This window comes from Thermocrispum sp., assembly GCF_002919275.1.
Taxonomy (GTDB): domain Bacteria; phylum Actinomycetota; class Actinomycetes; order Mycobacteriales; family Pseudonocardiaceae; genus Thermocrispum; species Thermocrispum agreste.
The window spans coordinates 20,388-39,958 of the sequence record NZ_PKFA01000025.1 but is presented as its reverse complement, the minus strand read 5'-3'; the positions used below and the strand labels follow the sequence as shown (position 1 = coordinate 39,958).

At 70.6% G+C, this 19,571-nt stretch carries 17 protein-coding genes; 3 read left to right on the top strand and 14 right to left on the bottom strand.

The genetic code is table 11. From position 1 onward, the window contains the following. The first annotated feature begins 52 nt into the window (after positions 1-52). On the top strand, positions 53-736 hold the full coding sequence (locus CXP56_RS05980) for an NUDIX hydrolase (RefSeq protein WP_286900313.1): 684 nt from the start codon (positions 53-55) through the stop codon (positions 734-736). Positions 737-792: 56 nt separating this feature from the next. On the opposite strand, the gene CXP56_RS05975 is transcribed toward CXP56_RS05980, so the two are convergent. The 8 genes from CXP56_RS05975 to CXP56_RS05940 all read right to left on the bottom strand — a co-directional run bounded on the left by CXP56_RS05975 (position 793) and on the right by CXP56_RS05940 (position 8,673). Further along, complete coding sequence (locus CXP56_RS05975; RefSeq protein WP_028848103.1) at positions 793-1,833, bottom strand: M48 family metallopeptidase; 1,041 nt, start codon at positions 1,831-1,833, stop codon at positions 793-795. Positions 1,834-1,987: 154 nt separating this feature from the next. Then, positions 1,988-2,521, bottom strand: coding sequence for a DUF2567 domain-containing protein (locus CXP56_RS05970; RefSeq protein WP_286900283.1), 534 nt, complete (start codon positions 2,519-2,521; stop codon positions 1,988-1,990). A 28-nt stretch (positions 2,522-2,549) separates the two neighbouring features. Further along, the gene (gene bsaP, locus CXP56_RS05965) at positions 2,550-2,744 is read right to left on the bottom strand and encodes a biotin synthase auxiliary protein BsaP (protein ID WP_028848101.1); all 195 of its coding nucleotides are present in this window, start codon (positions 2,742-2,744) and stop codon (positions 2,550-2,552) included. Beyond that, the gene (gene bioB / locus CXP56_RS05960; RefSeq protein WP_286900280.1) at positions 2,741-3,754 is read right to left on the bottom strand and encodes a biotin synthase BioB; all 1,014 of its coding nucleotides are present in this window, start codon (positions 3,752-3,754) and stop codon (positions 2,741-2,743) included. Before bioB ends, bsaP begins: the two co-directional genes overlap by 4 nt. Positions 3,755-3,839: 85 nt before the next feature. After that, positions 3,840-4,559, bottom strand: a complete 720-nt coding sequence (gene bioD / locus CXP56_RS05955; RefSeq protein ID WP_028848099.1) for a dethiobiotin synthase — start codon at positions 4,557-4,559, stop codon at positions 3,840-3,842. Positions 4,560-4,585: 26 nt separating this feature from the next. Beyond that, entirely contained in the window at positions 4,586-5,866 is a 1,281-nt protein-coding gene (locus CXP56_RS05950; protein WP_028848098.1) for an adenosylmethionine--8-amino-7-oxononanoate transaminase, read from the bottom strand. Positions 5,867-5,919: 53 nt separating this feature from the next. Further along, positions 5,920-7,077 (bottom strand): glycosyltransferase family 4 protein, encoded by a 1,158-nt coding sequence (locus CXP56_RS05945; protein WP_028848097.1) that lies wholly within the window; start codon positions 7,075-7,077, stop codon positions 5,920-5,922. A 543-nt stretch (positions 7,078-7,620) separates the two neighbouring features. Further along, a complete protein-coding gene (locus CXP56_RS05940) occupies positions 7,621-8,673 on the bottom strand; it encodes a C40 family peptidase (protein ID WP_028848096.1) in 1,053 nt (350 codons plus the stop codon). A gap of 658 nt (positions 8,674-9,331) precedes the next feature. Here CXP56_RS05940 and CXP56_RS05935 point away from each other — a divergent pair. Further along, positions 9,332-9,571, top strand: a complete 240-nt coding sequence (locus CXP56_RS05935) for a hypothetical protein (RefSeq protein WP_425426130.1) — start codon at positions 9,332-9,334, stop codon at positions 9,569-9,571. Between the two features lie 310 nt (positions 9,572-9,881). On the opposite strand, the gene CXP56_RS05930 is transcribed toward CXP56_RS05935, so the two are convergent. Beyond that, positions 9,882-11,696, bottom strand: a complete 1,815-nt coding sequence (locus CXP56_RS05930; RefSeq protein WP_028848095.1) for a D-alanyl-D-alanine carboxypeptidase family protein — start codon at positions 11,694-11,696, stop codon at positions 9,882-9,884. Positions 11,697-11,831: 135 nt separating this feature from the next. Then, positions 11,832-13,133, bottom strand: coding sequence for an NYN domain-containing protein (locus tag CXP56_RS05925; protein ID WP_038045075.1), 1,302 nt, complete (start codon positions 13,131-13,133; stop codon positions 11,832-11,834). A gap of 72 nt (positions 13,134-13,205) precedes the next feature. Between CXP56_RS05925 and CXP56_RS05920 the strand changes: the two genes are divergently transcribed. Next, positions 13,206-14,900 (top strand): DEDD exonuclease domain-containing protein, encoded by a 1,695-nt coding sequence (locus CXP56_RS05920; RefSeq protein ID WP_286900311.1) that lies wholly within the window; start codon positions 13,206-13,208, stop codon positions 14,898-14,900. Positions 14,901-15,167: 267 nt separating this feature from the next. On the opposite strand, the gene qcrB is transcribed toward CXP56_RS05920, so the two are convergent. From qcrB to ctaE, 4 genes are all read right to left on the bottom strand, one after another. After that, positions 15,168-16,844 (bottom strand): cytochrome bc1 complex cytochrome b subunit, encoded by a 1,677-nt coding sequence (gene qcrB / locus CXP56_RS05915; RefSeq protein ID WP_028848093.1) that lies wholly within the window; start codon positions 16,842-16,844, stop codon positions 15,168-15,170. After that, positions 16,841-17,989: a cytochrome bc1 complex Rieske iron-sulfur subunit gene (gene qcrA, locus CXP56_RS05910; protein WP_028848092.1), complete on the bottom strand. Its 1,149-nt coding sequence runs from the start codon at positions 17,987-17,989 to the stop codon at positions 16,841-16,843. Before qcrA ends, qcrB begins: the two co-directional genes overlap by 4 nt. Beyond that, complete coding sequence (gene qcrC / locus CXP56_RS05905; RefSeq protein WP_051310284.1) at positions 17,982-18,839, bottom strand: cytochrome bc1 complex diheme cytochrome c subunit; 858 nt, start codon at positions 18,837-18,839, stop codon at positions 17,982-17,984. The genes qcrA and qcrC overlap by 8 nt, the downstream gene beginning before the upstream one ends. A gap of 82 nt (positions 18,840-18,921) precedes the next feature. After that, on the bottom strand, positions 18,922-19,557 hold the full coding sequence (gene ctaE, locus CXP56_RS05900) for an aa3-type cytochrome oxidase subunit III (protein ID WP_028848091.1): 636 nt from the start codon (positions 19,555-19,557) through the stop codon (positions 18,922-18,924). Positions 19,558-19,571 lie beyond the last annotated feature (14 nt).

The following is a 19,571-nucleotide window of genomic DNA, read 5'->3' as shown; positions in this document are numbered from 1 at the left end:
TTTTCGACTTAGGATCGAAAACGTGCGCAGTCATCTTAACACCAAGGCACCGATGGTTCACGAGGTTCTTGCGGCCGTACTGCGCGTGCGTTCCGCCACAGTGCAGGTGTTGCTGTGGCGGCGCGCGCTCGAGCCTCACCTGGGACGGTGGTCGCTACCCGGCGGCAGGCTCCGCATCGACGAGGACGTGGAGACCTCGATCCGGCGCCAGCTCGCCGAGAAGGTCGACGTCCGCAAGCTGTCGCACGTCGAGCAGCTGGCCGTGTTCAGCGCGCCGGACCGGGTGCCCGGTCCGCGCGTCGTCGCCACCGCGTTCCTCGGCGTCGTCCCCACCGACGTCGACCCTGACGTCCCGGAAGACACGGCGTGGCATTCGGTCGACAACCTGCCACGCACGGCGTTCGATCATCGCGACATCGTCCTGCGGGCCAGGGACCGGCTGCGCGCGAAGTTGAGCTACACCACCATCGGCAGCGCGCTGGCCCCGGCCAGCTTCACCATCTCACAGCTGCGCGACATCTATTCGGCAGCACTTGGCTACCCGGTTTCCGCCACGAACCTGCAGCGGGTGCTCTCCCGGCGTGGCGTGCTGGAGCCGACCGGGGAGATCGCGCCACCCGGCCGATCCGGCGGCCGTCCCGCCGCGTTGTATGCATTCACCTGCAACGGGGTGCACGTCACGGACGCGTTCGCGGTGCTGAAGCCGCCGACCCGGACCCGGCAACGCCGCACCTAGCGGGGGCGGAGCCGGGCGCTCGGGCAGCCCGGCCACCCGCCACCACGGCAGCGGACTCATCGACCGGTGTCCGCCTCGTCCTTCTCGCCGCGGACGAACCGGTCCCGGACCTTGCTCGCTGCGCCGCTGATGGCGGCTCCGACGTCACTGAACACCTTCGCGAGGGGGTCGGTGGATTCGGTGACGGACTCCTTGTAGGCCCTGGCCGCCGCCTTGACGTCCTCCCGCCAGCTGGACGCCGGCTCGTCGTCGTCCCGGCGCGGGTAGTTGCCCCCGAGGATGTCCCGGTACTCCTGCGACGCGGCCCATTTCTGCAGTTCCGCGGCGCGCACCACGGCGAGCGGGTGCGACATGTTCTCCACAGTGAGCAGCTTGTGCAGGCTGTCCCGCAGGTCGCCGGTGCTGGAGTACTCCTCGGCCTGCCGAAGGAACGCAGCGGTGTCGATCTCCGCGGAGCCGGTTCCACCCGCCAACCGCACGTGCACCCGCAACGCCGCCTCCGGATCCTGCCCGCACAGCAGGCCGGCGCGATCGCAGGACAGCTCGGACTTGCGATACCACTCGTTCAGCGCGGCGCCGATCGCGCGCAGGCCGAGCGCGGAGAGCGGATTCCACGACAGGCTCCGCTGCGCGTTCAGCACGTACATCAGCATCGTCCGGTACACCGCATGACCGGACAGCACGTGCCCCATCTCGTGGCCGACGACGAACCGCAGCCCGTCGGCGTCCAGCAGCTCCACCATGCCGGTGGTGATCACGATGAACGGCTTGTCCATTCCGACGGTGTAAGCGGCAGCCGCCGGATCCCGGGTCACGTACAGCTCGGGAGCCTGCTCCAGGTCGAGCGCGGCCGCGCATTCCGTGCGCAGCTCGTCGAGCTGGGGATACTGCGCCGGACCCACCCGGATCGCCGAAGCCAAAGCGGTCAGTCGCAGCCCGCGCTCGGAGAACGCTCCGGCGAGCGCCCTGAGCACCTGCGCGAACCCCGGTACCGCGCGCAGCGTCGCCAGCGCGCCGCGGTCGACCGGATGCTCGTACGCCCGTGGGCTGATCCGCGGGAAACGCGCCTTCTGCCGTGCGGTGACGTCCTCGGTCACATCCGCCCCTTTCGGCTCACCTGCCGCCAAGACTACGGGTCGACCGCGGCCCGGTGGGCCGGTTCGCCACCACGACCACGAGCCGACCACGACCCGGCAGGCCCACTCGCCACCACGACCACGAGCCGACCACGACCCGGCGGGCCGGTTCGGCTCAGCCCAGCCGGCGCCCGAGGTCGTCGCGGCCGTTCCACGCCGCCAGGAACCCGTAGGTCAGCGCGGCGGTGAACGGAGCGCAGATCAGCACCCAGTCCGTGGTGATCTGCGGGGCGATGTCGACGATCTGGCCGACCTCGGGCGGCTCGGTGAGCGTGTACCGGTCACCGAGGAACACGCCGCCCATCAGCGTGCCGAGCCAGCCTGCGACCTGCGCGCCGAGCACGGCGGCCGCCATCGCCACCGGCCCCCGCCGTTCCCGCAGCATCCAGGTCCCCGCGCCGATGACCACTCCGCACGCCCCGGCCAGCAAAGCGAAGATCACCACGGCGTCGAAGACGTGCCAAGCCTCGATGTCGATCGGATACGGCTTGCCGTCCGGATGAACCTGGGCCCGCTGCGGCGGTGCCACCTGCGCCCACAGCCACCCCAGCGGGATGCCGAGGAGGCCGAACGTGGACAGCACCGACACGGCGGGCAGCAGATCCGCCTTGACCACCACCCGGGCTCGCTCGCGCGGCAGCTGATGCATGGCACGCAGGGTATCCGTCCCGGATCCGTCACGCCGAGCCGGAGGACACCTCACCGTGCCTGCTGCACGTCGCGGTCCAGCCCATCGGGGTCACCTGCACGATCATCCGGCGGGCGCACTCGGGGCAGAACCGCGGCGGCCGCAGCGCGGCCTGCGGGCCGTCGCACTCCCGGTGCACCGGCTCGGCCGCGGGTTTGCCGCATTGAACGCAGTACCTGCTCACAGCGTGTCGGACAGGGCCTTGATCGGCATCTTCAACTCGTCGAGCATCCGCAGGTCCTCCGACGCCGGCCTGCCCAGGCTGGTCAGGTAGTTGCCGACGATGATGGCGTTCACCCCGCCCAACATGCCCTGCTTGGTGCCCAGGTCGCCGAAGGTCAGCTCGCGGCCGCCGGAGAACCGGATCATCGCCTTGGGCAAGGCCAGCCGGAAGGCCGCCACGGTGCGCAGCGCGTCCTTGCCGTCCACCACCTCGTAGTGTTCGAACGGTGTGCCCGGTTGCGGGATGAGGAAGTTCATCGGGCACTCGTCCGGCCCCAGCTCGGCCAGCTGGGCGGCGAACTCGGCGCGCTGCTCGACGGTCTCCCCCATGCCGATGATCCCGCCGCAGCACACCTCCATGCCCGCCTCACGCACCATCCGCAGCGTCTCCCAGCGCTCTTCCCAGGTGTGCGTGGTAACCACGTTCGGGAAGTGGCTGCGCGCCGTCTCCAGGTTGTGGTTGTAGCGGTGCACCCCCATCTCGACCAGCTCGTCGACCTGCTCCTGGGTGAGGATGCCGAGCGAGCAGGCGATGTTGATGTCGTTGCCGTCCTCGCGGATCGCCTTGATGCCGTCGCGCACCTGCGACATCAGCCGCTTGTCCGGGCCGCGCACCGCGGCCACGATGCAGAACTCCGTCGCCCCGGTCGCGGCCGTCTCGCGCGCCGCGCGGACCAGCCCGGGAATGTCCAACCAGGCGGATCGCACCGGCGACGGGAACCGGCCGGACTGGGAGCAGAAGTGGCAGTCCTCCGGGCAGCCGCCGGTCTTGACCGACACGATGCCCTCCACCTCGACCGCCGGGCCGCACCAGCGCATCCGCACCTGGTGGGCCAGGTCGAGCAGCTCGGTCAGCCGCTCGTCGGGCAGCCGGAGCACCTCCACCAGCTGGTCCTCGGCGAGGCCTTCCCCACGCTCGAGCACCTGCTCACGGGCAACGGCCAACACATCGGTCCTGGCAGCAGCGGTCACACCATCTCCTCGAGTCAGCGGGTGCACCTGGGGCTGATTTACCCTAACCGTTCTTCCCGCCGCCGAGACCCTGGCGAGACCGCCATCACGCCCCGAGCACCTGCTCGGCGAACCGCTCGGGGTCGAACGTGCCGCCGAACCACGGGGACAACCCGGCCACGGCGGCGTCGGCGAACTCCGCGCCGGTCAGGCCGCCCATGCCAGCCGGGAGCACGCCGAGCAGCGGCGCCCCGGCCGCGTCCGGCAGATCGTGGAGGTTGCAGCGTTCGGCCAAGCCCGGCTGCTCGGGCCAGCTGCCCACGACGACGCCCGCCACGGTCAGCCCGCGGCGGGTGGCCACCTCGGCGGTGAGCGCGGTGGCGTTCAGCGTGCCGAGCCCGGCGCGCGCGACCACGATCAGCGGCGCCGCCAGCGCCCACGCCACGTCCGCCAGCGTGCCGCCGTGCTCGTCCATCCGGACAAGCAGGCCGCCCGCACCCTCGACGAGCACGAGGTCGTGCTGCTCGGCCAGCTCGGCCGCGGCCGCGGCGGCTTCGGCCGGTGTCACCGGCGGCAGCCCGCTGCGCCGGGCGGCGGTGTCCGGGGCAAGCGGGTCGGGATAGCGGCGCACTTCCCTGGTGGTCACCGCACCGGCCAGCTGCCGGACCACGTCGACGTCGCCCGGCTCGCCGGGCGCCACGCCGGTCTGCGCGGGCTTCAGCACGGCGACCCGCCGCCCCGAGCCGGCAGCCACCGCCGCGATCGCTGCGGTCGCGACGGTCTTGCCGACCCCGGTGTCCGTCCCGGTGATGACCAGCAGGCTCACGGCGTGCGAGCTTACTGCTGGCTGTTTCATGCGACGGCGGCCACCGCGGTCATGGCCTTGGCGATCGCGGCGACGTCGTCGTCGGTGCTGATGAACGGCGGCATCGTGTAGACCAGGTCGCGGAACGGCCGAAGCCAGACGCCGTGCTCGACGGTCGTCTCGGTGGCTCGGCGCATGTCCACCTGGTGGTCGAGTTGGATGACGCCGATGGCGCCCAGCACCCGGACGTCGACCACAGCGGGCAGGTCGGCGGCGGGGGCGAGGTGCATGCGCAGCTGCTGCTCGATCCGCTTGACCGCGTCGCGCCATTCCCCGCTGCGCAACAGGGCGATCGACGCGTTCGACACCGCCGCGGCCAGCGGATTGCCCATGAACGTCGGCCCGTGCGCCAGAACCGGCAACTCACCGCGGGAGATGCCATCGGCGACGCGAGGCGTGCACAACGCCGCGGCCATCGTCAGGTATCCGCCGGTCATGGCCTTGCCCAGGCACATCACGTCCGGGGTGACGCCGGCGTGATCGGCCGCGAACCACTCCCCGGTGCGGCCGAACCCGGTGGCGATCTCGTCGAAGATCAGCAGCACGTCGTGGGCGTCGCACGCCTCGCGCAGCACCTTCAGGTAGCCGGGACTGTGGAAGCGCATACCGCCTGCACCCTGCACGACCGGCTCCACGATCACCGCGGCCAGTTCGCCGGCGTGCTTGCCGATCGTCTCGTCCAGCAGCTGCGCGTAGTCCTGGTCGACCGGGTCGTCGTAGCCGCCCGGCGGCGCGGGAACGAAGACCTGCTCCGGCAGCACGCCACGCCAGAGCGCATGCATGCCGCCCTCGGGATCGCAGACGCTCATCGGGTGGAACGTGTCGCCGTGGTATCCGCCCCGCCACGTCAGCATCCGCTGCTTGCCCGGACGGCCGACGGACCGCCAGTACTGCAAGCACATCTTCATGGCGACTTCGACCGACACCGAGCCCGAGTCGCACAGGAACACGTGCTCGAGGCCGTCCGGCGTGAGCTCGACCAGCGTGCGGGCCAGCCGTACCGCGGGCTCGTGGGTCAGGCCGCCGAACATGACGTGGCTCATCCGGCTCACCTGGTCCACGACCGCGGCATCGAGCCGGGGGTGCCGGTAACCGTGGATGGCCGCCCACCACGACGACATGCCGTCGATCAGCTCGCGGCCGTCGGCCAGCTGCAACCGCACACCACGCGCCGATTCCACCACCAGCGGCGCGACCGTGCCCGGCATCGGGCCGTACGGGTGCCACACGTGCGCGGCGTCCCACTTCTGCAGCTGCTGCGAATCCATCGCTCCCTCGCAGGCGTCCGACCCCCTCTCGGCCGACCCTACGACGCGGCGTGTCACGCGCGATATCGGGCCGGTATGCCGCTGAGCAGCCCGGCCAGCCGGCGCGCCAGGCGGTCCCACCGCCAGTGCTTGCTCACCCACTCCCGCCCGGCGGCACCCATGGACGCCGCCCGGATCGGGTCGGACAGCAGCGACGCCAGTGTGTCGACGAGCTGAGGCAGGTCGCGCCCGTCCACCACGTGCCCGGTCACCTCGTCCTGCACGGTCTCGGGGGCGCCGCCGGATCGCCCGGCGATCACCGGCAGTCCCGTGGCGGATGCTTCCAGGTAGACGATGCCCAGCCCTTCGACGTCGAGTCCCTTGCCGCGGGTGCGCGCGGGCATGGCGAACACGTCACCGACCGCGTAGTGAGCGGGAAGTTCCTCCCACGGCACCGAACCGGTCAGCACGACGTGATCGGCTACGCCGCATGCCACCGCTTCGCGCTGCAGGTACTGGCGGTAGGGGCCGCCACCGACCAGCAGCAACGCGGTGCCGGGAACCCGTTGTCGCAGCTCGGGAAGCGCCCGGATGAGCATGTCCTGCCCCTTGCGGGGCACCAGGCGCGACACGCACACTACGACCGGCCGATCGCCCAGGCGGTACCGCTTGCGGAGCTCTTCGCGCGCTGCCGGGTCGGGCCGGAACACCTCGGTGTCCACCCCGGACGGCAGATGTTCCAGGCCGGTCATGGGGCCGAACGCGGTGGCGAACCGGCGGCGGGTGTACTGGCTGACGTAGGTCACCACGTCGCTGTTGATGCCGATGACCCGCAGCGCCTGGCGGGCCCCCGGCAGCATCGACCAGCCCACCTCGTGACCGTGGGTGCTGGCCACCACGCGTTCCGCTCCGGCCTGGCGCAGGGCGGGGGCGAGCAGGCCGAGCGGGGCGGCCGCGCCGAACCACACCGCGCTCAGCCCGCGGGTCTTGATCAGCTCGGCGGCCCGGCGCAGCACGTCCGGCGTGGGCAGCAGGACCGTGGTGGGGTGTCGCACCACCTCGAACGGCTGCTCGGCGTCGAACCGCGCGTCGCTCCCCTGCGGCCGGTCCCAGCTCGAGCACAGCACCACCAGGTCCTTGGCGTCGAGCCGCGTGGCCAGCGAGTGCAGGTAGTTCTGGATGCCGCCGGGGCGCGGCGGGAAGTCGTTGGTCACCAACAGTGTTGGCCGCACCTGGTCAACGCTACCGAAGACGGATCCGGGCCCACTTCCCCCGGGGGAAGGCAGCAGGATCATCGAGCCGCCGAATGAAGGCCACGCCGGACCGGGAGCCGCAGACAGCGGCGAAAGGCCTCTTCCGTCCGGCAGGCGACCGGTTGGCGGCCATCCTCACACCCTGCGTCTTCAGCGTGTGCTTGCTGTGCCAACGACGCCCGCACCGCCTCTCCCGCGCGCTTCCGCAGCCAACCAGCCGACAGCCCACACCCTGTGTGTCCTCCGCGCGTGCCTGCGAACCACCCGGTAGGCGGCCCGATACTCGCGGCCCTGCATCTCCGTGCGTGCCTACGGGCAGCGGTGGCGTCCCGCTCGGTTGACCCCCGGCGGCCCAGGACAGTGCCGCCGGCCGTCCTCGAAGGCCCAGAAGAGAATCGCCTTTTCCGCCCTCGGAACAGGCCCGGAACAAGCCCGGAAAGAAAACAGAGCCACCTTCGCCCGGGGGACTGCGAAGGTGACTCTGCTGGCTCCTCCGGCCGTCGCCCGGCCGGCTCCGTGCTGTCAGGCGTACCGGCGAGCGCCGACGAAGTTGTTCCACATCACCGGCGCCACCTTGACCACGTCGCCTTGCTGCGGGGCGTGGACCATCAGCCCGTCGCCGATGTACATGCCCACGTGCGACACCGGCGAGTAGAAGAACACCAGGTCGCCCGGCGCCAGCTGGTCCCGCGGCACCGCCGTGCCCGACTGCGACTGCGCCGAGCTGGACCGCGGGATGGAGATGCCTGCCTGCTGGTAGGCCCACGACGTCAGGCCCGAGCAGTCGAAGGCATCCGGCCCTTCCGCCCCGTACACGTACGGGCTGCCGCGCTTGGACATGGCCGCGTCCACCGCGATCTGGGCGCGTTCGCTGGGAGCCTTGATGGTGCTCGGCGGCGTCGCGCTGTCGCCGTAACTGGCCTCCAGCGCGGCCCGGTCGGCGCCGCTCAGCCGCTCGTAGGCCTCGCGGGCCTTGTCGATCTGCTTCTGCAGCTCCTCGCCGCGGACCTCGATGTCCCGCAGGTTGCGCTTGGCCTCCTGCTCGGCCTTTCGCGCGGCCTGCTGCGAAGCCAGCGCCTCCCGCTGGGCCTGCTCGGCCTTCTCCACGGCACGGTTCAGCTTCTTCAGCGCCGCGGCCTTCTCGGCGGCGAGCAGGTCGATGGTGGCCGCACGGTCCAGGTAGTCGCGCACCGAGTCGCCGGTCAGCGCGGCCGCCACGCTGGTCAGCCTGCTGCCGCGGTAGGCGGCGCTGGTGAACTTGTCGACCACCTTGCGATAGGCGGCCACGTCGGCGCGCGCACGCTGCTCGGCCTTCTGCGCGGCGGCCAGGGCTCGTTTGGCCTGGCGCATCTTCTTCCGGTTGGCTTCGAGGTCGTCCTGCGCCCGAAGATGCGCCTCGTTGAGTTTCTCCGCCTTGCGCTTGAGTGCCTCGTAGGCCTTCAGCGCTTCAGAGGCCGTGTCCGGCGTCGGGTCGGGGTCAGCGAGAGCGGGGGACGGAATGCTGACCATCGCCGCGACAGCGACGGCTGCGACAACACCGGACACTCCTCGCTTCAACAACTGAAGCGACTTCACGTCGCGCGATTCTCCTTTGCGCTCGGTCGCCGCTGTCGAGAGCCGATGCCGGCGGGTGAGGTCGGGGGCCCTCCCCGTGGCACGGCGAAGCCCGACAGTCCTTGTGGTCGGCCGCATGGCCGGTCCGGCTTCGCCTCGACCCTCCGAGGACGACTCCCCGACGAGCCGTCCCGGCGACAATCCCGCGGCGTCGCCTCCGGGGTACGGCAACGGCCTCCCGCGAGATCTCGGACAGGTTACGAAACGAGCGCGCTTGCGTCCAGGGCCGGTCGTCGGATGAGCGGCGAAACACGAGTGGAGCAGCGGGAAATCGCGCCACGTGACGATCACCACGGCCCACTCGGACCAGCGACGACGACCGTTCACCGATCAGATCTACCGCTCATCGACAAGATCGCACTCTCGGTGACACCTGGCGCGCCGGGCCGACCGCTCACCGCATTCGTCCCGCACCGGTCCGCGCAAGTGCCCGATCGGGCTATCCGACGCCGCCCGCGGATCGTCACAGGCCACCCGTCCAGGGGACATCGCCGATGCGCATCGGCGCAGGTTGTCGGTGGGGCTGCCTATCGTGCGCCGTGACGGGGTTGCCAGGCGCATCGCACGGCACAGGCCGCCCCGATCGCGCACCGAGCACCTCGCCATGAAGGAGGCGACCATGAGCGAACGAGCGGACGACGGCACGTTGATCATCGACTGTGACAGTTGCGCGGTGCGCCCCACGGCATGCGCTGACTGCGTGGTCAGCGTGTTGCTGGGGCCGCCGGGACGCGTGGAGTGGGACGCCGACGAGCGTCGCGCGGTGACCGCCCTTGCGGACGCGGGTATGGTGCCGCGATTGCGCCTCGTGCCGCGCACGGACCGCGCGTCGAAGGCAAGCGAGCGTCGCGCGGGTTGAGCTACCGCACCTCGTCGTCGGCCGGCTGTGAACGGGCGCCAGCCGAGGCATGAGACCGTCGGGGCCGCGAGCACGGCACGCGCTGGGAGGCCACGTCGCGCTGCCTGACACGCCGCGCTGTCTGAAGAGCGCACGGGCGAGGACGGCGTTGGGCGCCTACGACGCCTACCGGGTCACGGTCACCCCGGCAGTGTCTCGATGCCCCGATGCCGTGGCCTCAGCCCCCGCTGGGGACGCCATCCGCCGCTCGCAGACCACGCGAGCGGCGTGATCACCGCCGGCATGCCCGCCCACGGCGCTGCGGCGCTCGTCAACCCCGCCCGACGTACTCCCAGTGCCAGGGCTCTTCTCGCCCACGGCCAGGGCGCGCCCACTCCGGGTTGATCCAGCCGAACGCCGGTCCGTACTTGGCCATCCACCGGTAAGCGGGCGTGTCGAACGACTCCACCCCGCCACACATGTCGATCGCCAGTCCCCAGCCGTGGTTCGACGTTCCCGGCACGGCAGCCAGCGACGGCTTACGCCGATACAGGTCGACCTGCTGCTGGAACGTCCGGTAGGAGTCCGTGATGCACAGCGGGCGGCCGGTCTGCCTGGCGTGTTCGCGGGACATGGCCACGAACGCCTGGGCGGCGTCGCAGCGCAGCGCGTGATTGCCGATCCCCACACTGCACAGCGCCGACGGCGGAATCAGCCCGTTCGGGTAGCCACCCCAGGCCCCGGTCGCCCCCTGGGCGGTGCCGTCGCCGTTCAGGCTGCCCGCGACCGACAGCGGAAGCTCCACGCCGCCGCACCGCCAGGTCAGCTCCTTCTTGTCGCGCAGCGGGGCCTTCCGCGGCGACCCCTCGCCCAGTGACGGCCGGGTGACCCCCAGCAGCGTCCCCTTGCCGGGGATGTCGGTCACCGCCACCGAGGCAAGCCTGCCGTCGGCGGCCACCATCGTGCGCTCGTCCAATGCGATCCCGACGTGCTGCACCCCGTACTTGGCCGGGCCGACGAACACCAGGTCACCGGGCCGGATGTCACGCACCGAGACCGGCTTGCCGACCATGTACTGCTTCCGTGCGCCGGCCGGCTGCTCCAGCCCGGCGTCGGAGAAGACCTTCCGCACCAGCCCGTCGCACGAGTACGCGATCGGGCCCTCGCCGTGATCGCGCGGGACGTACGGCTTGCCGAGCGCGTCGATGGCGGCGCTGACCGCCTCGATGGTCTCCTTCGGCAGCACCAGCAGCCGCTTGCCGTTCACCGTCACCTGCGCGACGCCCGGTTGCGGCTTGCCGTTGGCGCCTTTCAGCGGCCGCAGCCCGCCCGGTAGGTTCGCCGGGTCGAGCAGCGACGACGCCCGCGGCGGGGTGATCCCTGCTTCGTCGAGCCGGTCGAGATACCTGCGCCAGGCCTTCGCCGTGCGAGCGTTGCGCTTCTTCTGCGCCAGCTGCTGTGCGGTGACCGCGGCACTGGCCGCCTCGATCGGGGTGCGCAGCTCCGAGCTGATGGCGTCCGCCCGGTTGGTCGCGTCGCGGTTGCGCTGCACCAGCTCCGCTTCGCGCTCGCTCGCCCGCCGCTCCAGCCCCAGCGCGGCACGCTCGGCCGCGACGGCTTTGCGATGCCTGCGCAGCGCGGCGTTCAGCCGCTCGTCCTGCTCGGTGCGCAGGTACTCCACCACCCACGACTTCTCCAGGTAGTTGGCCGGGTCGGTGGCGGTCAGCATGGCGCGCAGTTTGCTCGGCCTGCCCATGGACGTGTACGCGCTGGCCGACAGTGCGTCGACCTCGGCCTGCTGCCGCTCCACCGCGAGCTCCGCGGCTTCCCGCTCCGCCCGCGCCGCGCTGAGCTTGGCCGTCGCCTCGGCCACCTTCCCCTTGGCGTTGCGGATCCGCTCGGCAAGCACACTCAGCTCGCGCTGCACCTGGCTGGCCGTCCGCTGCAGCGCGGCCACCTTCGGATCGGCGAACGCCACCCCGGGACGGGGGTCCGGCGCACCGGTTCCCGGCGCGACGCCTGCCTCGATGCGCAGGTCCCCCGGATCGGTCGGGGCGGTGTCCTGAGCGCGCGCGTCCCCCTCGCTGACCGGCGTCACCACGACCGCGCCGGCCAGCAGCACCGCGACCGCGGTCCTCGCCCGCATCACACCTCCGAAATCCCGCTCGATCCCCACCTCAGCTCGTCGCCATGTGGTGACGATACGTCACCGTCACGTGCGGACGGGTGGTAAGGCGCCTACTGAGACAACGCACGACCGGCGTCGACGTGACGGCGTCTCTCACCCCGGCTGAAGCTGCTCCAACAGCACGGTCGGTGCCACCGGGCGGGCGTGCCGCTTTCGTACCGCGGCGATGATCTCCCGGTCCGCGGTCACCACCAGCAGCGGGCGCCCGGACGGCTCGGCAGCGACCAGATTCTTGATCACCTCGTCGGCGGAGATCCCCGGCTCGCTGAACAGCACCCGCACGCCCCTCACCCCGGTGACCGGTGCCGCGACGACGCCCGCACCGTCGAAGACGACGGTGATCTCGCCTCCGGTCCGTGCCGCCAGCGGCCCGAGCTGACGCACCAGCCGTTCCCGCTGTTCGGCCAGGGCAAGGTCGGGATAGCCGGTCTTGGTGACGTTGTACCCGTCGACGATCACGTGCGTGTTCGGCACGCTCAGCAGCCGCTCGAGCATCATCGGATCGTGCACCGGGGAGCTGGTCGTGCCGCCCTTGGTCGCGCCGGCCACCGCGTCGGCCGGCCGATCGCCGGGCGTGCCCGCCTGCAACCGCAGCTCGCCGCGCAGCCCCTCGACCGCGCTGGCGACGGTGTCCAGCAGCAGGCTCAGCCGCGCCTGGTCGCCGCGCCGCTGATGCTCCGCCCTCGCCCGCAGCGCTTCCAGCTGTTCGACCGCCCGATCGGCGCGGGCGCGTTCGGCCTTGGCCCGTTGCTGCTCCTTGGCCAGCCGCTCGGTCAGTTCGGCGATCCTGCTGTCCGTCGTCGTGCCGGCTTCGGCCAGCTCCTCCCGCGCCTGCCGAGCCTCGTCGCGCGCCTGCCGCAGCTGCATGCCGCGCTCCCGCAGCCGTTGCCGCAGCCGCTCCAGCTCGTCCTCCCGCTCGGCCCGCGCCGCCTCGGTCGCTTGGCGCTGCTGTTCCAGTTCGGCGCGCAGCCGCCCCACCTCGGTCTCCAACCGCTGCACGCGGGTGCGCAACGCGTCCCGTTCCGCGCGCAGATCGGCTTCCTCGGCCTGCTCGGCCGCTGCCGCCACCATCTCGCCTGCGTCGTCGGTGCCCAGCAGCACGGCCAGCGCCGCCTTGCCGACCACATCGTCCGGTGCCGGACACAGCAGGTCCGGCCGCCGATGCTGCGCCCAGGCGACCACGGCCGCGCGGAAACCCGTGCTCTCGGCGAGCGCGCTGATCATCTGCCCAGCGGCCACCTTCGCCCGCTTGGCCGGGGTGAATCGGGCCACCGGCCGCAACCGGTGCGGAATCTCCGATACCGCCAGCCCGCTCAGCGCCTGCGCCACGATTTCGGCCAGCCGGGCCCGCACCGGGTCCGGCACCGCCGAGAAGTCCACCCGAGGCGCGTCCATGGACTTACCGTAGTCCGGCGCGTCATTCGAACATACTGTCGGTTTTCCGCCCTATCGTGAGCGCTCGTGAGCGTGCAGTTGAGCTTCGACGAACTCGGGACGCCACTGCGCGAGACCACGTTCGTGGTCGTGGACCTGGAGACCACCGGTGGCTCGGCGGACAAGGACGCGATCACCGAGATCGGCGCGGTGAAGGTGCGCGGCGGCGAAGTGCTCGGCGAGTTCGCCACGCTGGTGGATCCGGGCACGACCATTCCGCCGCAGATCGTGCAGCTGACCGGCATCACCCAGGCGATGGTGTCCTCGGCACCGAGGATCGAACAGGTGCTGCCCGCCTTCCTGGAGTTCGCCAAGGGGGCCGTGCTGGTGGCGCACAACGCCGCTTTCGACATCGGTTTCCTGCGCTCGGCGTGCGCACGCCACGGCTATCACTGGCCGAAGCCGACGGTGTTGTGCACCGCGCGGCTGGCTCGCCGCGTGCTCACCCGCCACGACGACGCGCGCAGTTTCCGGCTGTCTGCGTTGGCCGCACTGTTCAACGCGGACACGGTGCCCAATCACCGCGCGCTGCAGGACGCTCGCGCGACCGTCGACGTGCTGCACGGCTTGCTGGAGCGGGTCGGCAACCTCGGCGTGCAGTCGCTGGAAGAACTGATGGACTTCCTGCCCGAGGTCACCCCGGAGCAGCGGCGCAAGCGCGGCATGGCCGCCCATTTGCCTCCCTCCCCCGGCGTGTACCTGTTCCGCGGGCCGAACGACGAGGTGCTGTACGTGGGCACCGCGTCCAATCTCCGTAAGCGGGTCCGGCAGTACTTCACCGGATCTGAAAGCAGGGGGCGCATCCGGGAGATGGTGGCGCTGGCCGAGCGGGTGGAGGGCATCCCCTGCGCTCACTCCCTGGAGGCCGAAGTACGCGAGCTGCGGCTGCTGGCCGCGCACAAGCCGGTCTACAACCGTCGGTCGCGCAATCCGCACAAGTACTGGTGGGTCGCCCTCACCAACGAGGCCTTCCCGCGCCTGTCGGTCGTCAGGGTGCCGCGGGACGGATCCTTGGGGCCGTTCCGCAGCAGATCCGCCGCCGCCTCGGCGGCCTCCGTCCTGACGTCTGCGTGCGGTCTGCGGGCATGCAGTGACCGCATCCCGGCGAAGTCCCAGCACGGATCCCCGTGTGCGCTGTGGGAGCTCGGCAAATGCGGGGCGCCGTGCGCGGGGCAGCAGAGCGTCGAGGAGTACGCGCCCGCCGTCGAAGCGGTCTCCGCGCTCATCGCCGGGACCGACGGATCGGCGTTGCGCGCCGCCGCCGACCGGGTCGAGAAACTGGCGGCCGCGCAGCGCTTCGAGCTGGCCGCGGCGCGACGGGACGAGCTCGCCGAGGTCGTCGGCACGGTCATGACCGCGAACCGGATGGCCGCACTGGCCCGCATCGCGGAGTTGGTCGCTGCCCACCCCGACGGCACCGGTGGCTGGGAGTTCGCGGTGATCCGCTACGGGCGGCTGGCTTCGGCCGGTACGGCCGCGCGCGGTGTGCCGCCGATGCCGGTCGTCGATGCACTGGTGGCGAGTGCGGAGACCGTGCTCCCGACGCGCGGGCCGCTGCGCGGCGCCAGCCCGGAGGAAGTGCGTGTGCTGCTGCGGTGGCTGGCCCGTCCCGGCGTTCGCCTGGTGCGCTGCAGCGAGCCGTGGGCCGAGCCGGCCGGCGCGACGTCGGGCTGGCGGAGCTGGCTGGACCGGGTGGCCACGGCCCGCGCCCTCGAACTGGCCAGCTGACCACCCCACCGTGCAGGACGCCCGAAGAGCAGGTTCTCCCGCCGAGTTCCCTGACGCGCGCGAAGCCTGACGTGCACGAAAGCGCAGAAACCCGTACAAGCACCCCGACACCGGCGAACCTGTCCGCGCCCAAGCGCGCAAACGGGCCGACGACGGCCGGACAGGCAGCGCCTCGACGAGCCATGTCCCCGGACGCCGGCCCGCGACAACGACGAAGGCGGCGCGCCGGCAATCCCGGCACGCCGCCTTCCTGTGAACAGCCTGGGGCTACTTCGCGCGCGACTCGACCTCCGTGCGGGATCCGCTCGCCTGACCGTTGCCGGAGGTGATGGCCGCCCGGCCGTCGCCGTGCTGCGCGGCCCGCGCCCGCTCCAGCGCCTCGACCTCCTCCGGCGGATCCGGGGTCAGGAACGAGCCGGACACCGGCTTGCCCGCGAAGCCGAGCTCGTTCATCTTCTTCGGCACCGGCGCGCCCTGGTACTCCAGTGGGATCGGGTGGCCGTGCTCGTCCACCGGGCCGAGCGGCTGGTGGATCTCGATGAACGCGCCTTCCGGCGTCCGCTTGATGATGCCGGTCTCCACGCCGTGTTCCAGCACCTCACGGTCGGACCGCTGCAACCCGAGGCAGATCCGGTAGGTGACGTAGTAGGCGATCGGCGGCAGCACCAACAGGCCGATCCGGCCGATCCAGGTCATCGCGTTCAACGAGATGTCGAACGTGAAGGCGATGATGTCGTTGAAGCCGGAGATCTCCAGCACGGAGATGAATGTCAACGCCATCACGCCGATGCCGGTGCGGACCGGGACGTCACGCGGACGCTGCAACAGGTTGTGATGCGCGGTGTCCTTGCTGAACTTGCGTTCGATCCACGGGTAGGCGATCAGCAGCCCGAACAGGATCGGCATCCCGACCGCACCCGCGAAGAACACCGGCGGGATGGTGTACGGCCCGAGGTAGAGCTCCCACGCCGGCCAGATACGCAGGATGCCGTCCGCCCACGCCAGATACCAGTCCGGCTGCGAGCCCGCGGACACCTGCGAGGTCAGGTACGGGCCGATGTTCCACACCGCGTTGATCTGGAACAGGCCCGCCATCGCCACGATCACGCCGGTGACGACCAGGAAGAACGAGCCGGCCTTCAGCGCGAAGTACGGCATGATCCGCACGCCGACCACGTTGTTCTCGGTGCGCCGCACGCCGGGGAACTGGGTGTGCTTCTGGTACCACACCAGGCCCAGGTGTACCGCCACCAGCGCCAGCATGATGCCGGGGACGATCAGGATGTGCAGTGTGTACAGGCGCGGGATGATCTCGTTGCCCGGGAACTCACCGCCGAACAGCGCCCAGTGCAGCCACGTGCCGATCACCGGCGTGGAGAGCACGATGCCGGACATCGTGGCGCGCAGACCGGTACCGGACAGCAGGTCGTCCGGCAGCGAGTAGCCGAAGAAGCCCTCGAACATGCCCAGGATGAGCAGCAGCGCCCCGATCACCCAGTTGGCTTCGCGCGGGCGGCGGAACGCACCGGTGAAGAACACCCGGAGCATGTGGATGAACATCGCGGCGACGAAGATCAGCGCGGCCCAGTGGTGGATCTGCCGGATCAGCAGGCCGCCCCGCACGTCGAACGAGATGTTCAGGGTGGTCTCGAAGGCGCGGGACATCTCCACGCCCTGCAGGTTGGTGAAGCTGCCGTCGTAGACGACCTCCTCCATGGAGGGGTCGAAGAACAGCGTCAGGTACACGCCGGACAGCAGCAGGATGATGAAGCTGTACAGCGCGATCTCGCCGAGCAGGAACGACCAGTGGGTCGGGAAGACCTTGTTCAGCTGGTGGCGGATGCCCTTGGCCGCGCGGTAGCGCTTGTCCACCTCGTCCAGCTGCCTGCCGGCCAGGCGCTTGATCAGGGAGTCCCCCCTGGTCGGGGTCGTCAGCTCGCTCATGACTCACGCTCCCAATACGCGGGCCCGACCGGCTCGATGAAGTCGCCCTTGGCCATGAAGTATCCAGTCTCAGGATCCACCGTGATGGGCAATTGCGCCAGTGCCCTGGTCGCCGGGCCGAACACCGGCTTGGCGTACTGCAGTGCGTCAAACTGCGACTGGTGGCACGGGCACAGGATCCGGTTGGTGCGCTGCTCGTACAGCGACGTCGGGCAACCCACGTGGCTGCAGATCTTCGTGTAGGCGTAGTAGTCGCCGTAGTTGAAGTCCTCCTGGCCCTTGCGCTTGATCACCCTGGCCGCGTCCTCCGGCCGCAGCCGGATCAGCATGACCGGGTTGTCGACCCGCTTCAGTGCCGCGGACAGCGCTTCCGGGTCGTTGCGCTCGGACTCGCGGAACGGGAACACCGTCTCCATCGCGCCCGCGTCCAGGTCCTCCGGCCGGACCAGCGACACCTCGTGCGGGTGGCCGGTGTTGCGGCGCAGGTAGACCTTCTCCCCGTCGCGCGGCAGCCACCCGGTGTGCGCCAGCGTGTCGCGCGGGTCCTGATCCTTCGACCACGGGTTCTTGACGAAGCCGATGACCGGCAGCACCGCCGCTCCCAGGCCGAGCACCCCGAGGCCGAGCCCGGCGCTGCCCAGGATCGCCTTGCGCCTGCCGATGGTGCTGCGCGCTCCGGCGTCGGTCACGTGCGCCAGGAACGTCTGCCGGTGGATTTCGTCGGAACCGGCGCCCAGGTTGTCCCCGCGCTCCTGGACGGCCAGCTCCTGCGGCAGGAACCGGCGGGTGTACATCAGCACGCCGAACGCGAAGCACAGCACCGCGCCGCCGAGCGTGATGCCCAGCAGCGGGGTGTACAGGCTGTACCAGAACTCACCGACCTCGTCGTCCGGCGACTTGTACTCCCACGGCCACCACAGCAGCACGCCCAGGAACGCGACGCCGAGCAACGTCCCGAGCAGGAACATCATCGTGACGCCGCGGGCGGCACGCTTCTCCGCCTTGGTGCCCTGCACCGGCCACGGGTCGGGGTACTCCACCAGCTCGACGCCGTCCAGCTTCCCGCCGAGCCTGACCAGCTGGTCGCGATCCATCTCGGCGAGCTCGGCGGCGGTGGGCAACCGCTCCTCGTTCTCGCTACTCATGCCCAGCCCTCGTTCCAATCCACAGGGTCACGCCGACGATGGCGGCGATCCCGACCACCCAGGCGACGATGCCCTCGGACCACGGTCCGAAGCCGCCCAGCGACATCCCACCCGGGTTGTTGTTGCCGTCGTTGACCGACTTGATGAAGGCGATGATGTCCTTCTTCTCCTCCGGCGACAGCTGCCGGTCGGAGAACTTCGGCATGTTCTGCGGACCGGTGAGCATCGCGGTGTAGATCTGCTCCTCGTTCGCCGGCTGCAGCGGCGGCGCGAACTTCCCGGACGACAGCGCGCCGCCCTTGCCGGTGAAGTTGTGGCACGAGGCGCAGTTGAGCCGGAACAGCTCGCCACCGCGCGCCGGGTTGTCGCCGCGCAGCTCCTTGCCCTTCTCCTCCGGCCGCGCCGGGCCGCCGCCGTGCGCCTGCACGTAGGCGGACACGGCGTCGATCTCCTCCGGCGTCAGCCGCGGCGGCTTGCGCTGGGCCTGCGCCTCCTGGCGCGCCATCGGCATCCGCCCGGTCGAGGTCTGGAAGTAGACCGCCGCCTCACCGATGCCGATCAGGCTCGGGCCCCGTCCCTTGACGCCCTCGAGGTTCTTGCCGTGGCAGGTGATGCACGTGGTGTTGTAGACCTCGGCGCCTTTGCGCTCCAGTGCGCTCAGCTGCTTGCTGTCCGCCTGCGCGGTCTGCGGCTTGGGCGCGAACAGGGCGTAAAGTCCGCCGGCGACCATGAGCGCCAGGCCGAGGGCTACCAGCCCGGCGATGCGGCGGCGCGTCCTGCCCGCACGCGGCCGGCGGGTCCTGGGGACCTGCTCCCCGGTGTCAGTGCCCCGGGGCGTCGGAGATGTCATCTTCGGCACCTTGCTGTCAGTTCGGGCGTTGCGGCTGTCTTGTTGTCAAGTCCTTGTGCTTCGGCAGTTCCTCGCACGCCTGTCACGGCACGATGTAGATCACCGCGAACAGGCCGATCCACACGATGTCGACGAAGTGCCAGTAGTACGACACCACGATCGCCGAGGTGGCCTGCGCGGGTGTGAACTTGCTCATCTTGGTGCGGATGAGCAGCATCGCGAAGGCGATCAGGCCACCGAGCACGTGCAGGCCGTGGAAGCCGGTGGTCATGTAGAACACCGTCCCGAACCCGTTGGCCTGCATGGTCACGCCTTCGTCCACGAGCTGGAAGTACTCGTAGACCTGGCCGAACAGGAACAGCGCACCCATGAACAGGGTGAGCAGGTACCAGCGGCGCAACCCGAAGACGTCACCGCGCTCGGCGGCGAACACACCGAGCTGGCAGGTGAACGACGAGGCGACCAGGATGATCGTGAACGGCAACGCCCACGGCAGGTTGAGCACGAACGGCTCCGGCTCGCTCCACCCTGGCGGGTTCGGCGGCCAGTTCTCTGCGGTGTTCTGGGCCTTCACGGTGAAGAACATCGCGAAGAGCCCAGCGAAGAACATCAGCTCGCTGGAGAGCCAGACGATGGTGCCGACGCTGACCATGTTCGGCCGGTTCAGCGAGTGCACCCGCTGGCTGATCGTTGGGGCTGCCGTAGTCACGCCTCGCATTATGTCCCTTCATG

What these genes read in the sequence shown, in the direction of transcription:
- ctaE (WP_028848091.1), bottom strand. Translation starts at nt 19,557, where the DNA reads ATGCGAGGCGTGACTACGGCAGCCCCAACGATCAGCCAGCGGGTGCAC.
- CXP56_RS05925 (WP_038045075.1), bottom strand. Translation starts at nt 13,133, where the DNA reads ATGGACGCGCCTCGGGTGGACTTCTCGGCGGTGCCGGACCCGGTGCGG.
- CXP56_RS05935 (WP_425426130.1), top strand. Translation starts at nt 9,332, where the DNA reads ATGAGCGAACGAGCGGACGACGGCACGTTGATCATCGACTGTGACAGT.
- qcrA (WP_028848092.1), bottom strand. Translation starts at nt 17,989, where the DNA reads ATGAGTAGCGAGAACGAGGAGCGGTTGCCCACCGCCGCCGAGCTCGCC.
- CXP56_RS05950 (WP_028848098.1), bottom strand. Translation starts at nt 5,866, where the DNA reads ATGGATTCGCAGCAGCTGCAGAAGTGGGACGCCGCGCACGTGTGGCAC.
- qcrC (WP_051310284.1), bottom strand. Translation starts at nt 18,839, where the DNA reads ATGACATCTCCGACGCCCCGGGGCACTGACACCGGGGAGCAGGTCCCC.
- CXP56_RS05970 (WP_286900283.1), bottom strand. Translation starts at nt 2,521, where the DNA reads ATGCATCAGCTGCCGCGCGAGCGAGCCCGGGTGGTGGTCAAGGCGGAT.
- CXP56_RS05980 (WP_286900313.1), top strand. Translation starts at nt 53, where the DNA reads ATGGTTCACGAGGTTCTTGCGGCCGTACTGCGCGTGCGTTCCGCCACA.
- qcrB (WP_028848093.1), bottom strand. Translation starts at nt 16,844, where the DNA reads ATGAGCGAGCTGACGACCCCGACCAGGGGGGACTCCCTGATCAAGCGC.
- CXP56_RS05930 (WP_028848095.1), bottom strand. Translation starts at nt 11,696, where the DNA reads ATGCGGGCGAGGACCGCGGTCGCGGTGCTGCTGGCCGGCGCGGTCGTG.